Consider the following 21,287-nt stretch of genomic DNA (forward strand, 5'->3'; position numbering starts at 1 on the left):
TTAGGAAACTTTATCGGCTACCTGATGCCAGGTTTCCTTTGTTTCCGACGAAGCCTTCGCCTTCTTGACCAAGACTACTGCAGCAGTCGCGATCGATGCGAGAACCAGGAACTTTTTCATTGCTTCCTCTTTCCCTCCAGCAAGGTTTCCGTGGGCGTACCAAGACTTGAACTTGGGACCTCTTCGTTATCAGCGAAGCGCTCTAACCGCCTGAGCTATACGCCCTTGCTTTTGTTTTGTTCCCTTCGGAACGAAATAAAACTTTACCGGTGTTCCCCGAAAGATACAAATCGAGCCCGGGTGTCATGCATCACAGCATGAATCCCGGGCTCGACAAGGGGTGTTCCTAGTCGTCGGTGAGGGTAACCCCGGCGCCGCCGACCAGCGAAGCTGCAATGTTGTACAGCACCGCGCCAAGCATGGAGACCACGGAAATCACCACAACGTTCACCACGGCGATGATTGTCGCGTAGGAAGCCACCTGGCCCAGCGACATGGTGTCGCGCAGGTCGAAGTTTCCGTCGGCGCCGATGGCGTCGCGCATCAGCTGGTTGAACGAATCAAAGGTTCCGGTCAAGTCCAGTACGGCCCAGATGCCTACAGCTGCAACCACGGTGATCACGCCGAAGGCGACCGAGAGCAGGAAGGCCAGCTTCAGCACCGAGAAGGGTTCCACCTTGGATACCAGCAGGCGGGCCTTGCGGACCTTGGCCTTGGGGGCTGGGCGAACCAGGCGTTCCTGGCCATTGGCTGGACGCTGCTGGCCGGTTGGGCGCTGGCCTGCAGGGCGCTGCGGCGATCCCGTTGGGCGCTGGCCCGCTGGACGCGACTGTCCTGCCGCTGGTCGTGCGCCGGCGCTAGCCGGGCGGGCACCTGTACCGGTCGGAGCCGGACGCTTTACCTGGGTAGGTCGCGGCGCTGCGCTCTTCGGGGCACCGCCGCTGGGGCGTGGCGTCGAGGGCGTGCTCATGCGTTACCTCCGTTAGTGTTGTCTTCGTTTTCGGCGCCGGAATCAGTTTCTGGCGCAGCCGATGACTCGTCGATCGTGTTTTCTGCGTCCAACGTTACGGCATTTTCCTCCGAGTTCTCCTCGAGCCCGGTCTCAGAGTTCTTGGCAACGGCGAGGATGCGGTCCTTCTTGTCCGGCTTGGCGAAGATGACGCCCATCGTGTCGCGGCCCTTGGAAGGAACCTGCGAAACTGCGGATCGGACCACCTTGCCCGAGCCCATCACCACCAAGACCTCATCGGTCTCGTCGACGATCAGCGCGCCAACCAGCTCGCCGCGTTCCTCATTGAGCTTGGCCACCTTAATGCCCAAGCCACCACGGGATTGCACGCGGTATTCCTCGACCGTTGTGCGCTTTGCGTAGCCTTCGTTGGTCACGGTGAACACGAAGGATCCCTCGCGGACCACATCAGCTGCCAGCAGCTCATCGCCGTCTCGGAACTTCATGCCGGTGACGCCGGACGTGGCGCGGCCCATCGGGCGCAGGGCGGTATCGGTGGCGGTGAAGCGGACCGACTGGCCCAGGCGTGAGACGAGCATCACGTCATCGGATTCGCTGACCAGCTGCGCGGAGACCAGTTCATCGCCCTCACGCAGGTTGATCGCGATGACGCCTGCGGTGCGGTTGGTGTCGTAGTCCTCCAGGCGGGTCTTCTTCACCAGGCCGTTGCGGGTAGCCAGCATCAGGTAGGCGGCATCCTGGTAGGTGCGCAGATCCAGCACCTGGGCGATGTGCTCATCGGGCTGGAAGGCCATCACATTGGCCACGTGCTGGCCCTTGGCGTCGCGGCCGGCTTCGGCCAGCTCGTAGCACTTGGTGCGATAGACCCGGCCGTGGTTGGTGAAGAACAGCAGCCAGTTGTGGGTCGAGGTGACGAAGAAGTGCTCCACCACGTCGTCGCCGCGCAGGTTCGCGCCCTTGATGCCCTTGCCGCCGCGGGCCTGCGATCGGTAGTTGTCGATGCGGGTGCGCTTGACGTAGCCGCCGCGGGTGATGGTGACGACCATTTCCTCTTCCGGGATCAGGTCTTCGACGCTCATGTCGCCGTCGTACCCCATCAGCACCTTGGTGCGGCGGTCGTCGCCGTGCTTGTCGACAATTTCCTGCAGCTCTTCGGAGACGATCTCGCGCTGGCGGGCTGGGGAAGCGATGATTGCCTGGAACTCGGCGATCATGCGCTCGAGCTCGGCGTGGCGGTCCTGGATCTTCTGGCGCTCTAGAGCGGCCAGGCGGCGCAGCTGCATGTCCAGGATGGCGCGGGCCTGGTCCTCGTCGATGCTCAGCAGTTCCATCAGGCCATCGCGGGCGGCCTCGGTGGTGGCCGAGCGGCGAATCAGCGCGATGACCTCGTCCAGGGCGTCCAGTGCCTTGAGCAGGCCACGCAGGATGTGGGCTTCTTCTTCGGCCTTCTTCAAGCGGTATTCGGTGCGGCGGACGATCACTTCGATCTGGTGGGTGACCCAGTGGCGGATGAATCCGTCCAGCGGCAGGGTGCGCGGCACCCCGTCGACGATCGCCAGCATGTTGGCGGAGAAGTTCGACTGCAGCTCGGTGTGCTTGTAGAGGTTGTTCAGCACCACCTTGGCCACGGCGTCGCGCTTGAGCACGATGACCAGGCGTTGGCCGGTGCGGCCGGAGGTCTCATCGCGCATGTCGGCGATGCCGGAGATCTTGCCGTCACGCACCAGCTCGGCGATCTTCACCGCGAGGTTGTCCGGGTTGGCCATGTACGGCAGCTCGGTGACCACCAGGCAGGTGCGTCCCTGGATTTCCTCGACGTTGACCACGGCGCGCATGGTGATCGAGCCGCGGCCGGTGCGGTAGGCGTCGGCGATGCCCTTGGTGCCCAGGATCATCGCGCCGGACGGGAAGTCCGGGCCCTTCACGCGCAGCATCAGCTCGGCGAGCAGCTCTTCGCGGGAGACGTCAGGGTTCTTCAGGTACCACTGCACGCCCTCGGCGACCTCGCGCAGGTTGTGCGGCGGGATGTTGGTGGCCATGCCCACGGCGATGCCGGAGGAGCCGTTGACCAGCAGGTTCGGGAAGCGGGCTGGCAGGACCGTGGGTTCCTGGTTCTTGCCGTCGTAGTTGTCCTGGAAATCAACGGTGTTCTCGTTGATATCGCGGACCATTTCCATGGCCAGCGGGGCCATCTTGGTTTCGGTGTAACGCTGGGCGGCGGCGCCGTCGTTGCCCGGCGAGCCGAAGTTGCCCTGGCCCAGGGCCAGCGGGTAGCGCATGACCCAGTCCTGGATCAGGCGCACCAGCGCATCGTAGATCGCGGTGTCGCCGTGCGGGTGGTACTGGCCCATGACCTCGCCGACCACGCGGGCGCACTTGTTGTAGGCGCGCTCCGGGCGGTAGCCGCCGTCGTACATCGCGTACAGCACGCGGCGGTGCACCGGCTTCAGCCCGTCGCGCACATCCGGCAGGGCGCGGCCGACGATCACTGCCATGGCGTAGTCGAGGTAGGACCGCTGCATTTCGGTCTGCAGGTCGATCTGGTCGATGCGGCCGCCGTCGTGGCCCGGTTCGATGATCTCGCCGTCCATTGGCGCGTCCTGCGGGGTTTGCTCGTCGCTCAATTTCTTCCCTTACAAGTCAAAAAGTCTTCGGTGGATATCTGTGGTGGCTGCGGCCGGCTAGATATCCAGGAAGCGCACGTCCTTGGCGTTCTGCTGGATGAAGTTCCGCCGGGACTCGACATCCTCGCCCATCAGCACCGAGAAGATCTCGTCGGCGGCTGCCGCGTCGTCCATGGTGACCTGGCGCAGCGTGCGGTGCTCCGGATCCATGGTGGTGTCCCACAGCTCCGAGTAGTCCATCTCGCCCAGGCCCTTGTAGCGCTGGATGCCGTTGTCCTTGGGCAGGCGCTTGTTGGCGGCCTGGCCGGCGAGCAGCGCCGCGTCGCGTTCCTTGTCGGAGAACACGTAGTCGTGGGCGGCGTTGGACCACTTGATGCGGTACAGCGGAGGAGCCGCCAGGTAGACGTAGCCGTGCTCGATCAGCGGGCGCATGAAGCGGAAGATCAGGGTCAGCAGCAACGTGGTGATGTGCTGGCCGTCCACGTCGGCGTCGGCCATCAGCACGATCTTGTGGTAGCGCAGCTTGGCCATGTCGAATTCTTCGCCGATGCCGGTGCCGAAGGCGGTGATCATCGCCTGCACTTCGGCGTTGCCCAGCGCGCGGTCCAGGCGGGCGCGCTCCACGTTCAGGATCTTGCCGCGCAGCGGCAGGATGGCCTGGGTGTGCGGGTCGCGGCCGCGCTTGGCGGAGCCGCCTGCGGAGTCGCCCTCCACGATGAACACTTCGCACTCGGAAGGGTTCTTCGAGGAGCAGTCCGAGAGCTTGCCAGGCATGCCGAAGGATTCCATCGGGGACTTGCGGCGGGCGTTGTCGCGGGCCTTGCGGGCGGCCAGGCGCGCCTGCGACGCCAGCTGGGCCTTGCGGATGATGTCGCGGGCCACGTTCGGGTTGCGCTCGAACCAGTCGCCCAGCTCCTCGTTGACCACGCCCTGGACGAAGCCGCGGGCGATCGAGTTGCCCAGCTTGGTCTTGGTCTGGCCTTCGAACTGGGGCTCGGAGAGCTTGACCGAGATGACTGCGGTCAAGCCTTCGCGGGCATCTTCGCCGGTGAGGTTGTCATCCTTCTCGCGCAGGATCTTGTTATCGCGCGCGTAGCGGTTGAGCAGGCCGGTCAGTGCGGCGCGGAAGCCCTCTTCGTGGGTGCCGCCTTCATGGGTGTTGATGGTGTTTGCGTAGGTGTGCACGGATTCGGCGTAGGCGCTGGTCCACTGCATCGCGATTTCCAGGCTGATGCCTCGTGCTGCATCTTCGGATTCGAAGGCGATAACCTCGTCGTGGACCAGCTCGATCTTCTTCGCCGCGTTCAGGTGCTTGACGTAGTCCAGCAGGCCGTCCTTGTACAGGTAGTCCACGGTGCGCGGCTTGACTACTTGGTTCTCGATTTCCTCTTCGACTTCGGCCTCAGGCTCTTCGATCTCCTGGACGCGCTCGTCGGTGAGAGTGATGCGCAGGCCCTTGTTCAGGAAGGCCATCTGCTGGAAGCGGGCGCGCAACGTCTCGAAATCGAATTCGGTGGTCTCGAAGATTTCCGGATCCGGGTAGAAGGTCTGGCTGGTGCCGGTCAGCTCGGTTTCCTCGCCCTTGGTCAGCTCCTGGACGGTGTGGCCGCCATTGGCGAAACCGATGCGCCATGCGTGGCCCTGGCGGCGCACGATGGTGTTGACCTTCTCGGACAGCGCGTTCACCACGGAGATGCCCACGCCGTGCAGGCCGCCGGAGACCGCGTAGCCGCCGCCGCCGAATTTGCCGCCGGCATGCAGGATGGTCATGACGACCTCGACGGTTGGCTTGCCCTCGGTGGGGTGGATGTCTACCGGAATGCCGCGGCCGTTGTCCTCGCAGCGTACGCCGCCATCGGCCTGCAGCGTGACGTTGATGGTGTCGCAGTAGCCTGCCAGCGCCTCATCGACGGAGTTGTCGACGACTTCGTAGACCAAATGGTGCAGGCCTCGCGGGCCGGTGGAACCGATGTACATGCCCGGGCGTTTGCGTACCGCTTCGAGTCCTTCGAGGACGGTAATATCCTGGGCGCCATATGTGTGTTCGACTTTGGAAGTCATCGATTCCGCGGGAGCCTGGCTTTCAGCCGGTTCCTGCGGTGAAGCATTTTCAGTAGACACGGGTGCTACGAACTCCTCGAATTTAGCGCGCGATGGCCCTCTGCGACGGATTCTGCGCGTCGGGCAATCATGGTCTGGAGGGACTCCGGCGCGGGCCTTGCCCGCAACGGAGTCAATTCACTACCTCTAATTCTACCGCGTAGACCAAAATAAACGGTGACTTTGAGTCCTAAATCGCCCACCAAAAGCTGGTAATTGACGTTCTGAGGCAGTTGTGGCGATCAAGTGAGGGGGGATCCAGCCTCCGGGTCCGTGAGTGCGCCATATGCCATGCCAGCAATCTCTATCCGTAGGTGTCGCGAGGCCCCCGGCCGGCCACCGAACGCATGCCGTGGCGCCAGGAGGGAGCGTTGGGACCCAGCACCTTGAGCACTGTGACGATCCCGGGCCCCAGCTCGGCATCGAATTTCTTCAGGATGTCGTGGGTGAGCAGGCGCATCTGTGCTGCTCGCGCTGTCGTATCGCAGCGCATCACCACCACGGTGTCCTCGAAGGATTCAGGTTTGCAGTGCTTCGCGTTCTCCACTCCGATGATGTCCTCCCAGCGTCCGAGCACCGAGCCGACAGCGACCTGGGTGTTCCAGCCGCGCGACTTGGACAGCCGGGAGACCACTTCGCCAATGGCGCGCGGGTCGCGAACCGCTCCTTCGGCAGATTCCGGCCTTTCCTCGGCGAATCCGCGGCGGGCGGCCTTGCGCTTGCGCACCCTTTCCATGCGGGCGGCATCGATGCGCCGCTCGCCGCGTTCCTCGGCGAGCTTGCGCATGCGGTTGAGCAGCGCCTTGGCCGCATCGATCTCTGGATCGAAGCGGTGTTCATCTCGTTCCGATGGCTCATGCATCGACAACCTGGCCAGGGGAAACCTGGAAGAAATGTCCCTTCAGCGCTTCGGGGACATCTTCCACAACTGCGGCGGTCACCAGCACCTGCTCGGCTCCGGCAACGATGTGCGCCAAGCGATCACGGCGGGTGGTGTCGAGCTCGGCAAAGACATCATCCAGAATCAGGATGGGGCCTGATCCTGGACGCGGATCGTCATCGCCGAAAACACGGTAGGCGGCCAGGCGCAAGGCCAAGGCAAAGGACCAGGTTTCCCCGTGCGATGCATAGCCCTTGGCAGGAGTTGGGCCCAGGATCAGGGTCAGATCGTCGCGGTGCGGTCCGAACAGCGAAATTCCGCGGTCGACTTCACGGCTGCGATTCGCTTCGATGGCGTTCAGCAGCAGTTCCTGGATCTCTTCTTGCTCCACGGACTCAAGATCATCCGCCGGCAGGCTGTTCTCATCGAGTTCGCCCTCGAGCGAGGAACGGTAGATGGCGCGCGCTTCCTTGGCGCCATCTGCCAGATCTGCGTAGGCGGCCTGCATGTACGGGCGGATCAAGGCCAAGACGTCCAGGCGTCCGCGCATCAGCCGAGCGCCGGCCAATGCCAGTTGCAGATCCCAGGCCTTGAGCGTGTTCTCCTGCGAGGGGCTCAGCGTGGACTTGCCGCGGATGGACTTCAGCAGGGCATTGCGCTGCTTCACGATGCGCTCGTAGTCGTTCTTGGTGCCGGCCTCCACCGGGCGCAGGGTTACCAGAAGCTCGTCCAGGAACTTGCGGCGGTTGGACGGATCGCCCTTGATGAGAGCCAAGTCCTCGGGGGCGAAGAGTACAGTGCGCACCATGCCAAGGATTTCTCGTGCGCGAACCGGGTTAGCCCGGTTGATGCGCGCCCGGTTGACCTTGCCGCTGGTGATCTCGACCTCGAGCACCGTGGTCTGCGGACCACGATGCACGGTGCCCCTGATTAGCGCGCGCTCGGAACCGAAATTCAGCAGGGGCGCGTCATTGCTGACTCTATGCGACGAAAGGTTGGCCAGATAGCCGATGGACTCAACGATATTGGTCTTGCCGACCCCGTTGGGGCCGATCAAGACGTTGATCCCCGGGGCTAGGTGCACGTCGGCCTGCGCATACGAGCGGAAGCTCGTGAGTGAAAGCTGCGAGATATACACCGAGGTCCTGACAGAAACGAGGTGGCTGATGGACGGAGCCATCGACCACGAATTGGCTTAGTTCGAGTTTGGCAATCGAACCGGCATCACGAGGTAGCGATACTGGTCCTGGTCTTCCTCATCCAGCTTCTTCTGTCCGGTCAGCATGGCCGGCTTCGGAGCACTGGTGAAGGAGAAGCGCACGAAATCGGTGTTGAAGGAGTTCAGGCCCTCGGACAGGAAAGTCGGGTTGAAGGCAACCACGATGTCTTCGCCGCGAAGCGAGGCAACGATGGCTTCTTCAGCCTGCGCGTCTTCGCCGGTGCCAGCATCCAAGGTCAGCTGGCCATCGGTGAAGGCCATGCGAACTGGGGTATTGCGTTCGGCGACTACCGATACGCGGCGTACAGCCTCCATCAGCTCGCTGGTGCGGACGGTTGCATGAATTGGCGTATCGCTCGGGAACAGCGAGCGGATCTTCGGGTACTCGCCGTTGATCAGCAGCGAGGTGGTCCGGCGGTTGGAGCTTTCGAAGCCAACCATCTCGCCGTTCTCGCTCATGGCAAGCTTCAGTTCGCCGGAGCTCGAGAGAGTCTTGGCAACTTCGCTGAGCGTCTTCGCTTTGATCAGGAAGGAAGTCGAGATTTCTGCCTGGATCGGGGTCCAGTTGAGTTCACGGAGAGCCAGTCGGTAGCGGTCCGTGGCCAAGAAGGTGATCAGGTCATTTTCGATCTCAACCTTGATGCCAGTGAGTACCGGCAAGGTGTCGTCTTTGGAAGCGGCGACAATAACCTGCGAAACAGCTTCGGAGAATGCCTGGCCATCGATGGTGCCGGCGATAGCTGGGAGTTCAGGCAGGGTTGGGTATTCGTCTACCGGCATGGTGGCCAAGTGGAATCGTGAACGGCCGCAGGTCAGCGAGATTTTCGAGCCATCGGTTTCCAGGGTGACGGTGGAGTTGGGCAGAGAGCGGGTAATTTCTGCCAAGAGCTTGCCGGATACCAGGATCGAGCCCTGCTCGGAAATATCTGCAGGGATCTCGATATGCGAGGAAATCTCATAGTCGAATCCCTCGAGGCGAACAAGGCCTTCGTGGGTCGAGATGAGGATGCCTGCCAAAACAGGTGATGGTGGTCGCTGCGCCAGGGACCGGGCAGTCCAGGATACGGCGTCCGCCAATACATCCTTTTCAACGCTGAACTTCACGAAAAATCCGCCTTTCGGAACCCATAAGTCTTAAGTCAGGCCAAGAAGGTAGTTCCCTCGCCAAGTTCTTAAGCATAGAGCAGGTAGTTGCACGTTCTATCCATCTAATCTTGCCACGCCCTGATAGCGCAACGTCAGCTCAGTGAACGGAGTGTGGACGATGCAACAAAAAATCCGTTCTGCACAAGTTTTGGCTCGAGGGTGAACAGTGGACTCGTTATTTGGAGGATTAAGGATTTAAAGGAGAAGTGTTAATAACCCTTGTGGATACTGTGGATAAGGCCCATTCCCCCAGATCTTCCGCCAATTGTGCATGTGAACAATCTGTGGTTGAACATGAGACTCGGTTCCACCAACTTGTTGATACTCAGTTTCACGATTTTTAACGTCCACATGGTTCGTGAACTTATCCGCAATCCTTCACCAGATGATCCACAGTTTTATCCACACCTGTGATTTCTCTGCTTCAGAGCTCCCGCTGGCTCTGCTTAATTCTGTTTGTCAGCTCGGTGACCTGATTAAATATCGCTCGTCGTTCAGCCATCAGTTCGCGGATCTTGCGATCGGCGTGAATCACGGTGGTGTGGTCGCGGCCGCCCAGTTCTGCACCAATCTTCGGCAATGACATGTCGGTCAGCTCACGCAGCAAGTACATGGCGATCTGGCGTGCGGTGACCAAAGTACGAGTACGGGATTTGCTATTCAGCTCGTCAATGCTCAGCCCGAAGTACTCGGCGGTCTGCTTGATGATGGTCGACGGAGTAATTTCTTGTGCGCCGTCTTCGCTGATCAAGTCCTTGAGCACGGTTTCGGCCAAGGCCAGGTCCACCGGCTGGTTATTCAGCGACGCGAAAGCGGTGACGCGGATCAGCGCACCTTCGAGCTCGCGGATGTTCGTGGAAATGCGTGAAGCGATGTACTCCATGACGTCGCTTGGCGCCGAAAGGTTCTCGGCGTCCGCCTTCTTACGCAAAATTGCGATACGGGTCTCGAGCTCTGGCGGCTGGATATCGGTCAGCAGGCCCCACTCGAAGCGCGAACGCATGCGATCTTCGAAGCCCTGCAGCTGCTTGGGAGGAAGATCCGAGGTGATGACCACCTGCTTGTTGTGGTTATGCAACGCATTGAAGGTGTGGAAGAACTCTTCCTGGGTAGCATCCTTGTTGGCCAAGAACTGGATGTCGTCAATGAGCAGAATATCGACGTTGCGGTACGTCTGCTTGAAGCTTGCACCCTCGTCGTCGCGGATCGAGTTGATGAAATCGTTGGTGAACTCTTCAGAATTCACGTAGCGCACGCGGATGCCTTTGTAGAGATGGCGTGCGTAGTGCCCGATTGCGTGCAGCAGGTGGGTCTTGCCCAGACCGGAATCGCCGTAGATGAACAGCGGGTTGTAGGCCTTGGCCGGCGCTTCGGCAACAGCGACGGCCGCCGCATGGGCAAAGCGGTTCGACGAACCGATCACGAAGGTATCGAAGATGTACTTCGGGTTCAGGCGGCCGAACTCCTGAGAGTTCGATGGCGGAGTCGGCTGCGGTGCCGGCTGTGGGCGAGGACCAGGAGTCTCGACAACCGCCGGCGCGGACGGCGCAGCAGGCTTGGCCTCAGGCTCCTCTTCTTCCAGCTCATCCGACAGCGAGAGATCAACGCTGACGGCGCAGCGGATATCATCCTGGAATACTTCCCGCAATGCGTCATCCAGCGGCTCGCGCAACTGGGTCTGCAGAATATCGCGCGTGAGGTCGTTGGGCACCGCAACCAAGAGCGTAGTGCCGATGAGACCTTGCGGTTTAGCCAGCGATACGAAGGCGCGGTAACGCGCCTTGACCCGGTCATCATCTTCGATCTTCCGGATGACTTGGCGCCAAGAGCTACCAATACTATTGGTCTCGTCGCTGCTCACTAAGGGCGCCCCGCTTCCGTTCGAATGCAATCTTGGTCACAAGAATCCCGTTCCCAGGCTTCCTAAACGTCGTTTTTTGGACCACGTCTGCATTGATTCTATCCATCATCCACACAGTTATGCACAGCTGCATGGAAAATCAGGGTGTTATTACTGTGGAAAACAGGTTTTCCCATGAAATCAAGCGTTTTTCCTCGCGAGATGACTAGCTGTTTTGTGGAAATATGTGAAGTTTCTTTCGTTATACACAGTCGTAATCCACAACTTTGAGGTAGATTATTCACAGGCCGGCACCCGAGCAGGGGAGCCGGGGCTGAAGTTGCGCACCAATTTGACCCAGGGCGCATATTTTTCTATTGTTATTCAGTCCTATGCGCACCTTTTTGCGACTTGCTCATTTTGGAAGAGCCCGCGAGAAAGCGCATTTTATAAGAAAACACGAGCGTCATCCTGTTGTTATCGAGCTAGCTGGTCAACGGGTAGTACGCATCATCTAAATCGTTTTGGAGTGTCACCGTGAGCAAGCGGACTTTTCAGCCTAACAACCGCCGTCGTTCGAAGAAGCACGGCTTCCGCCTTCGTATGCGTACCCGTGCAGGTCGTGCCATCCTTTCGGCACGTCGCGGCAAGGGTCGCGCCGAGCTGTCCGCATAAATTTGCGAAGCAGCTCTTGGCAGCATGATTTCAACGAGCTCAGCTAAAGAGCAACGCGAAACAGATGTTGCCTAAGAATCAGCGACTGCGCCTAGCGCAAGACCTTACAGCCACTGTACGTTCCGGTGTCCGAAGCGGACGCCGGAACGTCGTGCTATATGCACGCCCCCGAGTAACCGAAGAGTTCCTCGGCGACAGGTTTGGATTCATTGTTTCCAAGGCTGTAGGTATTGCCGTTAAAAGGAATCTCACCAAACGACGGATGCGAGAGATCGGCCATGAGCTTCGGCGCGTGGACGGGAATGTCGATTTCGTCTTCCGTGCACTTCCTGGCGCTGCCGAACTCTCCTGGGAAGAACTCAACGCCCAGATGAATTCAGCCTTCTCCGCTGTTTTGCGCAAGATCGAGGCGCGCTGATGCGCAAGGATTCAGCTCCGCGTACCGGTTTGCTGTGGTTCATCATCGATATCCCACGCAACATCGTTATCGGGTTGCTCAAAACTTACCGAAAAATCATCTCGCCGCTGTACGGCGATGTATGCCGATACTTTCCTAGCTGTTCTGCCTATGGGCTCGAAGCAGTGACTCAGCACGGTGTTGTCAAAGGCGCCGGATTGACCACTTGGCGGATCCTCCGGTGCAATCCGTGGTCCCACGGAGGCGTCGACCACGTTCCTGAGGGACCGAGGATTTGGCCAGAAGGCAAACTGCCGAGGATCATAGTTCTGAATCATCCTGTGATTCCCGACGATGAAGACGCCGCGGAAAGCGGCCGCAAGGAGCTCGACCACTGATGAACAACTTCCTAGACACGATACTGACTCCGTTTACATACGTAGTCTCGTGGGTTCTGTGGGCCTTCCACGAACTGTTCACCGCGATTGGAATGAACGCGGATTCGGGTGTTACCTGGACCCTGTCGATCATCTTCCTCGTGCTGCTGATCCGTACATTGCTGATCCCAGTCTTCGTCAAGCAGATCAAGTCCCAGCGCGCGATGCAGGCACTGCAGCCTGACCTTCGCAAGCTGCAGGCAAAGTACAAGGGCAAGACCGACCAGCTTTCGCGCCAGGCCATGGTGCAGGAACAGCAGGCGCTGTTCAAGAAGCATAAGACCAACCCGCTGTCTTCCTGCCTGCCTCTGCTCGTGCAGATGCCATTCTTCTTCGCACTGTTCCGCGTACTGAATGAAGCATCGCGCGCTAGCGATGACGGCCGTTCTATCGGCGCACTGTCCGCTGAGCACATCCGCAGCTTCGACGGTTCCACCATCCTGGGTGCTCCACTGTCCGAGACCTTCTTGGGCACCATCAACTCCGGCGCTATTAACTGGGCCGTCATCATCGTTGCCGTCGTCATGATACTTGCCATGACCGCATCGCAGTTCTTCACCCAGCGCCAGCTGATGACCAAGAATATGAGCCAGGAAGCCCTGCAGGGCCCATTCATGCAGCAGCAGAAGATGATGCTGTACATCCTGCCTCTGGTCTTCGGCATCGGTGGCATCAACTTCCCAATCGGTGTGCTGATCTACTGGACCGCATCGAACCTGTGGACCCTGGGTCAGCAGTTCTGGGTTATCCGCAACAACCCAACCCCTGGCTCGGAAGCGGAGCGCGAGCTCAACGCCCGCCGCGCCGCCAAGGGCCTGCCTCCAGTAGGCATGAAGAAGGAAGACGCTGACGCCGCTGCAGCAGCCGCAGCGGAGCAGCAGGCCAAGGGCCAGCGTCAGCAACCGCAGCGCAAGAACCGTCGAAAGAAGAAGTAGCCATGACTGCAACTGAGAATATCGACGCGCCCGACCTTGAGAACCAGATCGATGACGATCAGGAAGTTCTGGACGAAGGCGACGTCGCAGCCGACTACCTTGAAGAGCTTCTGGATATCGCTGATCTGGACGGCGACATCGACATCGAAATCCGTGGCGGCCGCACCTACATTTCGATCCTTACCGAGGACGATGACGCGTCGCTGGAGAGCCTGGTAGGCAAGGATGGCGAAGTCCTCGACGCGCTGCAGGAACTCACCCGGCTCGCAGTGCTGACGGCTACCGGTGAGCGTTCGCGCCTGATCCTGGACATTGCCGGCTACCGTGCAGAGCGTGCAGATCTGCTGCGCAAGATTGCTGAAGACGCCATTGCCTCGGTACGCGAGACCGGCGAGAAGGTCCACTTGGATCCGATGAGCGCCTACGAGCGCAAGCTCGTTCACGACGTCATCGCCGATGCAGGACTGCACTCGGAATCCGAGGGTGAATCGACCCGACGCCATATCGTCATCTCGGTACTGGACAGCTAAGAACCATCACGCGACCGCGTGCTGATCGACCTAAGGACCAACGACAATGACTGAGGACCTCAGCCTTACTGCAGAAGAGACCGTGGCTGCCGAGAAGATCTTCGGTGACCGCTTGGATCTTGCCAAGCGCTATGTAGAGCATCTGGCGACCTCTGGCATTGAACGCGGGCTGCTGGGTCCGCGCGAAGTACCCCGCCTGTGGTCCCGCCACGTGCTCAACTGCGCAGTGATCGAAGAGGTCATGGACAAGGATGCCGAGGTAGCCGACGTAGGCTCCGGAGCAGGCCTTCCAGGGCTTTGCTTGGCAATTGCCCGCCCGGACCTCAAGCTGACGCTGATTGAGCCTCTGGAGCGCCGCTGCATCTGGCTTTCCGAGGTGATTGAGGATCTGGGTCTGACCAACGTCACGGTAATGCGTGGCCGTGCAGAGCAGATGGTTGACGTGGTCAACGCACGCTATGTCACGGCCCGTGCCGTATCTGCACTGACCAACTTGGCCGGACTGACCATTCCACTGCTGCATGGACAGGGCGAGCTGATTGCGATCAAGGGGCGCTCGGCTGCCGAGGAAATCGCCAAGGCAACCAAGGCCATCCGCAAGCTCGGTGGCAAGGAAGCCGAAGTGCTTACTGTGGGCGAAACCATCCTTGCAGAACCGACAACGGTGGTTCGCATCAAGGTTGGCTAAGGTTGACGCGATAGTCTGTTAAATAGTTATAGAAGCGAAATGGCTTTCATCCTCGTGTATTCGAGGATGAAGCCATTTCGCAATCTGCATGACTTGTTTTGAATGTTTCACGTGAAACATTATCGGTGCACGCTATGAGTATTAGGCGCACCACTTCACGAGGAGGAGTTTTACCTTTGTCTAAGACTAAGGATTCATCGGATAGCGCGTTTGATTTCAACGACTCGTCCTCGCCCCTGGCTACTCAAATAGCTAGTGAACATCGTCGTCGCGAAGCTTTGGAGGCCCGTAAGGTGCCAACGCCCGAGAAGACCCGCTATTTCACGATTTCCAACCAGAAGGGCGGCGTCGGCAAGACGACGACCACCGTCAACCTTGCTGCCGCTCTGGCCAAGGGCGGACTGAACGTCCTGGTGATCGACATCGATCCGCAGGGCAACGCTTCAACCGCGCTGGGTATCGAGCATCATGCTGAGGTGGACAGCATTTACGATGTGCTAATCAACGATCTTCCATTGTCTGATGTCGTAGCTACGTGCCCAGACCTGCCAACCTTGCAGGTCGCTCCGGCAACGATCCACTTGGCGGGTGCAGAGATCGAATTGGTTTCTCTGGTAGCTCGCGAACAGCGTCTGCAGCGCGCTCTGGACGATTACGCACGGACTCGCCAGCGTGAGGGACTGCCTCGCCTGGACTATGTCTTCATCGACTGCCCACCGAGCTTGGGCCTGCTAACCGTCAACGCCTTCGTTGCCGCCCGTGAAGTTCTCATCCCTATCCAGTGCGAGTACTACGCGCTGGAAGGTTTGAGCCAGCTGCTGAAGAACATCGAGATGATCCAGAAGCACCTGAACTCCAAGCTGACAGTCTCGACGATTTTGCTGACCATGTATGACGGTCGCACTAATCTTGCTGCACAGGTAGCTAACGAAGTTCGGGAGCACTTCCCGGAGCAGGTGCTCAAGGCTGTCATTCCGCGTTCGGTGCGAATCTCTGAAGCTCCGAGCTATCAGCAGACCGTTATTACTTATGACCCGAACTCGACCGGCGCCCTGTCGTACTCCGAAGCAGCCCTAGAGATGGCTGAACGGGGCGCGTAGGCCCGTAGAAGGGCATTTAAACCCCTAGAGTCGTTTCTCTTAGGTTTTAGTTTGTTTTAGACATGTGACCGTGGCTGATAGCTAACACTCATGGCGAAAGCCGTGGGTGACGCACTGTGCGCATCCCCGGATCGATGCCAATAAACAGTAGACTAGTCTCGGGCTGAAATTTCGGATGAAAGGGCGTGCGAAGAACATGGCAGACAAGAAGCGGGGCTTGGGTAGGGGACTAGGTGCCCTCATTTCCAGCTCGCCGACGACGGCAGCTTCAGAGGAGAAGCAGGATGTTTCACGTGAAACATCGCCCGCAGAGCCCGTTGCGGAAGCGTCGAAGCCACGCGCAGCACGTCCAGTCGATATGTTCTTCGAACCGGGACGCAAGTCCTCAACACCGAAGTCACCAACTACTGCTGCTAAGCCGGCAAAGCGTGCTCGAGCAACGATGCCTGGCTTGAACACGACTCTTGGGACGAAGAGTTCTCCTGCGCGCGAGGATGATGCATCGGCTGAGAAGCCCGCACCTAAGAAGAATCAGCAAACGACTGTCAGCCCAGAATCTTCGGATCTTGTTGAAGTTCCTGGCGCTCAGTTCGCTGAACTCGACGTCAAGCTCATCCACCCGAATCGCAAGCAGCCGCGAACCAACTTCGACCAGGAGCACATGGATGAGCTCATCCATTCCATCCGTGAAATTGGACTGCTTCAGCCTATCGTTGTCCGCCCTTCGCGCGAGAAAGATGACGCCCCATACGAACTGGTCATGGGTGAACGTCGTTGGCGTGCAACGCAGGCCGCCGGCCTGGCGACCATCCCGGCGATCATTCGGGACACGCAAGACACCGATTTGTTGCGCGATGCGCTGCTCGAGAACTTGCACCGCTCGCAGCTCAATCCGCTGGAAGAGGCCGCTGCCTACCAGCAGCTTCTAGAAGAGTTCAATTGCACGCAGGAAGTGCTTTCCGAACGAATTGGTCGATCGCGTTCGCAGATTTCCAACACGATCCGTTTGATGAAGCTGCCCCCTCTCGTTCAACGTCGCGTTGCAGCTGGGGTTCTCTCGGCTGGCCATGCACGGGCCTTGCTTGGACTGTCCAACAATGAAGTCATTGAACAGTTGGCCCAACGGATCATCAATGAGGGTCTGTCTGTGCGGGCGACTGAAGAAGCAGTTGCCCTGAGCGATGATAAACCGCGCAAGCCAGCCAAGAAGGCGCGTGAGACCCAGCGCAATGAGCGCTTGGACTTCTTGGCCACATCGCTTGCGGACCGCTTGGACACTAACGTGAAGATTCAACTTGGCAGCCGCAAGGGCAAGGTCAGTATCGAGTTCGCTTCAGTCGATGATCTGAACCGCATCATGCAGGTTATCGATCCAACGATGAACTCGTAATTACATAGAGAAGGCGCATGTTTCACGTGAAACATGCGCCTTCTCTATGACCAAAATGCTGTTTCATGTGAAACAAATGTTGGGGATCCGTGGCCAGTAATTAGGAAGTGGTGAAGGAGCAGTTGGTCAGCAGATGTTGCCACTGGATTAGAATCTCTGGGGACGTACAACCCTGAACGCTGGATGCAAGAACTTCCTTCGGCCCGAATAATCAGTTGAATATTTGGCTCCTTGGGAGCCGCCAACATTGCCATCCAGAGTGACCAGATACTCTGCTTCAGAGCCACCTCGGCGAATGGCTTTTGGATCCGCCCAGCGGAGAGTTCACGCGTTTCATTTTCGAGCTCATGGAGCGACGGTATGACAGCGCCTCGGCGATATTCTGCACGCAGTACAAGCAGTCGCACTGGCATGCCAGGCTCGGCACCGGTGCGCTGGCTGATGCGATCATGGACCACGTCGTGCACAACATGATCTGGGTCGAGACTGGTGGGTTCAACATGCGCGAAGCGTACTCGAATACCGGAAGCTAGGAACCTCTTGTCTTCATGATGGAATTCTTCGTCCAGAGCCACCGGCTGGACAGCCACGTCGGACTGGTGGCTCTGAACGGCAATAACGGGTGGCGCCGAACCGCAATTTTGGTGGCTCTAGAACCTTCGAATACTCCTCAGTATCACGCGATGTCCCAAGCTCCGCACTAGGAGCATCTCAGTTAGTGTCCTTGCCTCTCCATAGGGCTTTCATCGCAGTTGCAACGAGAAAGCTTTCGCAACTGACGATGTGCTTACCGACTCCTGAGGCGTTTCCAAGGAGTTGCGGGAGGGTCAGGGAACCGTCGTAAGCCCTTGGGGGAGTGCTCGCGAAATGTACTAAACCGAACTTGACTGGGGTGAGGTGGCTCTGACGAAAAATACTCGGTGGCTCTGAGCGACAATAACGGCGTTTCCCACGGGTGACTCTGAATCGAAATTGCAGTGGCTCACAAAGAGGCAAATAATCAGTTACCTGCGGATCTATGATTCGAGTGAAGCTGTGTTGTGGGAGAGATTGAAAATGCCGGCCAGAATGTAACCGATGAGAAGTTGCTGTCTCCGTCGGCACGGAGACTACTCGTTCGTTCACTGGATCATGTAAAAATGATAAGTTTCGGTGAGACTGATTTCCAGTACTCGATCCGGACTCTAGGACTTGATGACTCCACCCGGATTAGGCGTGATCTTCTGATGCAGTCATGAAATGGTTGGCGTCGATCACGAATCTGTCTAGACCGAAACTTTTGGCTTGGTGCGTTGCGTTCTTTAATGACAAACACCGGTCCGGTGTTGCACCGCCCTGAGGCGCTGCTCGAATAGTCAGACTGATAGCCATGCCTGGGTAGCCGATGATGAACCTACGTATGAAACGAGGGAAAGAATTTCTCCTGTGGATCTTCGCGGCTAGTCCGCTTACGTCGTGATTCATGACAATAAGTTTCACGTGAAACATAGACCTTCTGCCAGCCGGTTCGATCGATATGCCTTCGGCTGTGATTATTGGCCAGTGCTCCGAAGTAACCTATCGAGCAATCAACATGCCGCACCCATCCACGGATCTGCAGGGCCTGAAACGAGGACGAGTGTCATTCGGTGGCCGTAGTCTGGCTTGCTTGGATTTCTCCGTTCTCCTCGGAATAGCCGGAATTGGCAGAGTCAAGCAACGAGCGGTTTGCAGACCTGGTCAGGAGACAATCTCGACTTTCAAGAGTTGCTGTGAGTCGGACGCAATCCATTCATGTCCATAGTCGCCATTAGTCGAAGATTTCTATCCGCGCCATGTCCTTGAATGGTTTCGTTTCGATGGCTATCACTCATTTGCATTCGAATCAGCTTTCAGGACATCGACTTCGAGCTTTAGGGTTACTGTACATGACTGAATCCGGTGAATACATTCTGCTGGGTAGGGGAGTGGCATGAACCTGACCTGCAATCTAACGGGAGTGCGGTGTCCTTGAAGTCGTGATGAATACTTGGACCGTTGGACATTGAAAGGGGGAGTGCAGGGTCATGATGGCTTCTGGCCGTCAGCCTCGATGGTTTTGCCTGCTTTGTGCTCGACTCTGGAGATGGCCAAGGCCAGAAGTGAAAGATGATGGTAGGAGGACCAGAACTTGTTGTAGCCCTTGAATGCGGTTCGATGGACCTATCCTGTCGTGCGTAGTCATCGTGCAAAGCTTGAGGTAGGCGCGGACCTAACCAAGATCCGTGTAGACGATGCTCCAGTACTGATGGGACAACACGCTTTAGAGCTGGTTGCGGCCAAGGAATTGCAGATAGCAGCGCTTTTTGCCGCTCATGTCCTGGAGGCGCTCCCAGCTTTGCGAGGAGGCGCTGCATGCTTCGCTGACTCCGCTGGGGGAGATGCCTCGGGTGTGGGTGTGAAGAATCGTCCTGACCAAGCCTAGGCGCGAAGCTGGAGCATTAACGTCATTCACGCGTGCCATTGAACATGGCTTGTTCTACGAGAAAGTCTGTTGCACGGGCCGGGAGCTTATACAGGGTTGTTTGGACGAATCGTGTTTGGTGGCTCCGAGTGACAATAATGGAGTACACCGCGAGCGACCCTGAATCGGAAGAGTGGCGGCTTCCAAAATAGCTAAATACTCACATAGACGCAGGCCGAAAACAGCCGCCTTTTGGCACCGTTTCACGTGAAACATTAATCGATGAACCATTCAGGACCTTCGAGACTAACCGCTGGAAACGTGTTTCACGTGAAACAAGGAAAACCACCTAAAAGACACCTCGTTTCCAAAGCCATGCACAATGAAATGACCACGCAAGTCGCTGGAAGTTCCATCCAAGCTGGAATGGCGAATGATCACAGGGGAAGGATCAGAGGGGTGGATGTCCTGACGATAGCCGAGTTGCCATAACTAGAACTGCATAGGCAGATCGGAAGAGACATCGGGAATAACTATCCGGTGTTCGACGTACACGGACAGTATTCCGTGTAGGCGCGCAATCAATGAATCTGGACGTATAACCAGAACGTAATCCCGACCAGTACGCACGGTCTGCCGCGGTGCCGCGCGCTTCATTCGTATGTACTCGTCTCTAACAGGGGTTCGTCTGGTGAGCGTCAAGTGCAGTCATGGAGTGTGATGATCAAATCGCATTCATAAGTGCTACGAGCATCAGAAGCGCCACTGAGAGCCTTCCATCTACCAGGCGAGTACCAAGAGGTTCCATAGGCTCCTGGATCGCTACACGGGCCCGTAGAGGCTTTGCTGAGGAGAGTAGCGCACTGATGGCGCAGAACAGGATCAACGAAGCGACAATAGCGTTAGATCTGTGGCTGTAGACGCTTTGATTTGAGCTGAACTTCCGAGACCGAGGACGGGCACCACAGGCCAATTTGCATGCCCACGCCATCGAGAGAGAACCCAGTCAAGTAAGCCCGTTTCTGCCGTCACACAGCTATGCCACTTGTCCGTGGATCCAGGCGTTTGTCCCTTTGAATATGGTGGGCAATGCGGGCGACAACAGTTGATGTCCATCGCGGACTGGTCCCTCGGAGGAAGAACTTCGCATCTGTTTTGGGTGGGCGATTATGGGTAACGATCTGACAATAGGCCACAGCATGCGAGACGCCGATAGACGATAAGTGATCCCGGAACACTGCAGCGCTCTTGGGCTCGGTCAGGTGGAAGTAGTCCATCGTTGAGGGCGATATCACCGCTGGCATCGTATTGGAGGAAGGCAGCTTTAGGGTAAGCGATTACGATCCCGGGGGGACTGCCTTCGAACGCGCTGAACAAGGTTGCTTGGCACGGCATTCTAGAAGAGAGGTCGTATCAAGACGGAACTCTTTGAAGGTGCCAAGATTGAACGGCACGCGGGCGACGACCAGATACGCGTTGGATTGTTTGCCGGCGACTGAGATCATGCCAGGCCATGGGACATCCTTATCAGCTCATACCGATCCTGAGTGACTCCGGCTCTGCGGACGACTGTTGAGGTAGCCCGTATTCGAATAGGTCGTGCAGATAGACCGTTCGGGACATGTCGTGGACCGTATTCTGCGGTTCAGAGTCTTTGGCGTGGTCGGCGGAGACACGGTGCATGAACGGCAGGACCTTCGAGTATCGAACCGGGTCCCTCATGCATGAACGACCCGGTCTGGTTGATCAAACAGGATTCTGCGACCGTTGCGGACCGGGTACAGCTGCTGGCAGATCTGCTCGTGGCTCAGGTCGTTGAACACCTACCAACGGAACAGATGAGGCCTCAGGTTTTGAAGAGCGTAGCTCCACAGCGCCGGGAGTTGCCTTGCGAAGACTCGGCTGCCGGTCCTGGTGGAACCCCTGCTCTGGAC

18 protein-coding genes and 1 tRNA gene are annotated in these 21,287 nt (G+C 58.2%); 9 read left to right on the plus strand and 10 right to left on the minus strand.

Annotated elements, in window-relative coordinates:
- From EKH49_RS17180 to dnaA, 9 genes are all read right to left on the minus strand, one after another.
- Positions 1 to 120: a DLW-39 family protein gene (locus tag EKH49_RS17180; RefSeq protein WP_211286071.1), complete on the minus strand. Its 120-nt coding sequence runs from the start codon at positions 118 to 120 to the stop codon at positions 1 to 3.
- Between the two features lie 31 nt (positions 121 to 151).
- Positions 152 to 225: transfer RNA gene (locus tag EKH49_RS10930), tRNA-Ile, on the minus strand.
- 121 nt (positions 226 to 346) lie between these two features.
- Positions 347 to 970, minus strand: a complete 624-nt coding sequence (locus EKH49_RS10935; protein WP_128470861.1) for a DUF3566 domain-containing protein — start codon at positions 968 to 970, stop codon at positions 347 to 349.
- Positions 967 to 3,594, minus strand: a complete 2,628-nt coding sequence (gene gyrA, locus EKH49_RS10940; protein WP_128470862.1) for a DNA gyrase subunit A — start codon at positions 3,592 to 3,594, stop codon at positions 967 to 969. Before gyrA ends, EKH49_RS10935 begins: the two co-directional genes overlap by 4 nt.
- 57 nt (positions 3,595 to 3,651) lie before the next feature.
- Positions 3,652 to 5,655 (minus strand): DNA topoisomerase (ATP-hydrolyzing) subunit B, encoded by a 2,004-nt coding sequence (gyrB, locus tag EKH49_RS10945; RefSeq protein ID WP_201739606.1) that lies wholly within the window; start codon positions 5,653 to 5,655, stop codon positions 3,652 to 3,654.
- A 343-nt stretch (positions 5,656 to 5,998) separates the two neighbouring features.
- On the minus strand, positions 5,999 to 6,556 hold the full coding sequence (locus EKH49_RS10950) for a DUF721 domain-containing protein (RefSeq protein ID WP_038992736.1): 558 nt from the start codon (positions 6,554 to 6,556) through the stop codon (positions 5,999 to 6,001).
- Entirely contained in the window at positions 6,549 to 7,712 is a 1,164-nt protein-coding gene (recF, locus tag EKH49_RS10955; RefSeq protein ID WP_128471020.1) for a DNA replication/repair protein RecF, read from the minus strand. Before recF ends, EKH49_RS10950 begins: the two co-directional genes overlap by 8 nt.
- Positions 7,713 to 7,769: 57 nt before the next feature.
- On the minus strand, positions 7,770 to 8,897 hold the full coding sequence (dnaN, locus tag EKH49_RS10960) for a DNA polymerase III subunit beta (RefSeq protein ID WP_128470864.1): 1,128 nt from the start codon (positions 8,895 to 8,897) through the stop codon (positions 7,770 to 7,772).
- A gap of 466 nt (positions 8,898 to 9,363) precedes the next feature.
- Positions 9,364 to 10,800 (minus strand): chromosomal replication initiator protein DnaA, encoded by a 1,437-nt coding sequence (gene dnaA / locus EKH49_RS10965; protein ID WP_128470865.1) that lies wholly within the window; start codon positions 10,798 to 10,800, stop codon positions 9,364 to 9,366.
- Between the two features lie 516 nt (positions 10,801 to 11,316).
- On the opposite strand from dnaA, the gene rpmH reads away from it, so the two are divergent.
- The 9 genes from rpmH (at position 11,317) to EKH49_RS11010 (ending at position 17,464) form a co-directional block, all read left to right on the plus strand.
- Complete coding sequence (rpmH, locus tag EKH49_RS10970) at positions 11,317 to 11,454, plus strand: 50S ribosomal protein L34 (protein ID WP_073707184.1); 138 nt, start codon at positions 11,317 to 11,319, stop codon at positions 11,452 to 11,454.
- A gap of 64 nt (positions 11,455 to 11,518) precedes the next feature.
- The gene (rnpA, locus tag EKH49_RS10975) at positions 11,519 to 11,872 is read left to right on the plus strand and encodes a ribonuclease P protein component (RefSeq protein WP_128470866.1); all 354 of its coding nucleotides are present in this window, start codon (positions 11,519 to 11,521) and stop codon (positions 11,870 to 11,872) included.
- Positions 11,872 to 12,249: a membrane protein insertion efficiency factor YidD gene (gene yidD / locus EKH49_RS10980; RefSeq protein ID WP_128470867.1), complete on the plus strand. Its 378-nt coding sequence runs from the start codon at positions 11,872 to 11,874 to the stop codon at positions 12,247 to 12,249. The genes rnpA and yidD overlap by 1 nt, the downstream gene beginning before the upstream one ends.
- Positions 12,249 to 13,223 carry a membrane protein insertase YidC gene (yidC, locus tag EKH49_RS10985; protein ID WP_128470868.1) on the plus strand — a complete coding sequence of 325 codons (975 nt, stop codon included), beginning with the start codon at positions 12,249 to 12,251 and terminating at the stop codon, positions 13,221 to 13,223. Before yidD ends, yidC begins: the two co-directional genes overlap by 1 nt.
- Positions 13,224 to 13,225: 2 nt before the next feature.
- Positions 13,226 to 13,753 carry a Jag family protein gene (locus tag EKH49_RS10990; RefSeq protein WP_038992744.1) on the plus strand — a complete coding sequence of 176 codons (528 nt, stop codon included), beginning with the start codon at positions 13,226 to 13,228 and terminating at the stop codon, positions 13,751 to 13,753.
- A gap of 46 nt (positions 13,754 to 13,799) precedes the next feature.
- The gene (rsmG, locus tag EKH49_RS10995; RefSeq protein ID WP_128470869.1) at positions 13,800 to 14,441 is read left to right on the plus strand and encodes a 16S rRNA (guanine(527)-N(7))-methyltransferase RsmG; all 642 of its coding nucleotides are present in this window, start codon (positions 13,800 to 13,802) and stop codon (positions 14,439 to 14,441) included.
- A gap of 176 nt (positions 14,442 to 14,617) precedes the next feature.
- Complete coding sequence (locus tag EKH49_RS11000; RefSeq protein WP_073707181.1) at positions 14,618 to 15,541, plus strand: ParA family protein; 924 nt, start codon at positions 14,618 to 14,620, stop codon at positions 15,539 to 15,541.
- A 196-nt stretch (positions 15,542 to 15,737) separates the two neighbouring features.
- A complete protein-coding gene (locus EKH49_RS11005) occupies positions 15,738 to 16,931 on the plus strand; it encodes a ParB/RepB/Spo0J family partition protein (RefSeq protein WP_128470870.1) in 1,194 nt (397 codons plus the stop codon).
- Between the two features lie 302 nt (positions 16,932 to 17,233).
- Positions 17,234 to 17,464: an ATP-binding protein gene (locus EKH49_RS11010; RefSeq protein ID WP_201739597.1), complete on the plus strand. Its 231-nt coding sequence runs from the start codon at positions 17,234 to 17,236 to the stop codon at positions 17,462 to 17,464.
- Between the two features lie 1,748 nt (positions 17,465 to 19,212).
- On the opposite strand, the gene EKH49_RS11015 is transcribed toward EKH49_RS11010, so the two are convergent.
- Entirely contained in the window at positions 19,213 to 19,413 is a 201-nt protein-coding gene (locus EKH49_RS11015) for a hypothetical protein (protein WP_145964443.1), read from the minus strand.
- Positions 19,414 to 21,287 lie beyond the last annotated feature (1,874 nt).

Source organism: Glutamicibacter sp. HZAU (assembly GCF_004100365.1).
Lineage (GTDB): Bacteria > Actinomycetota > Actinomycetes > Actinomycetales > Micrococcaceae > Glutamicibacter > Glutamicibacter nicotianae.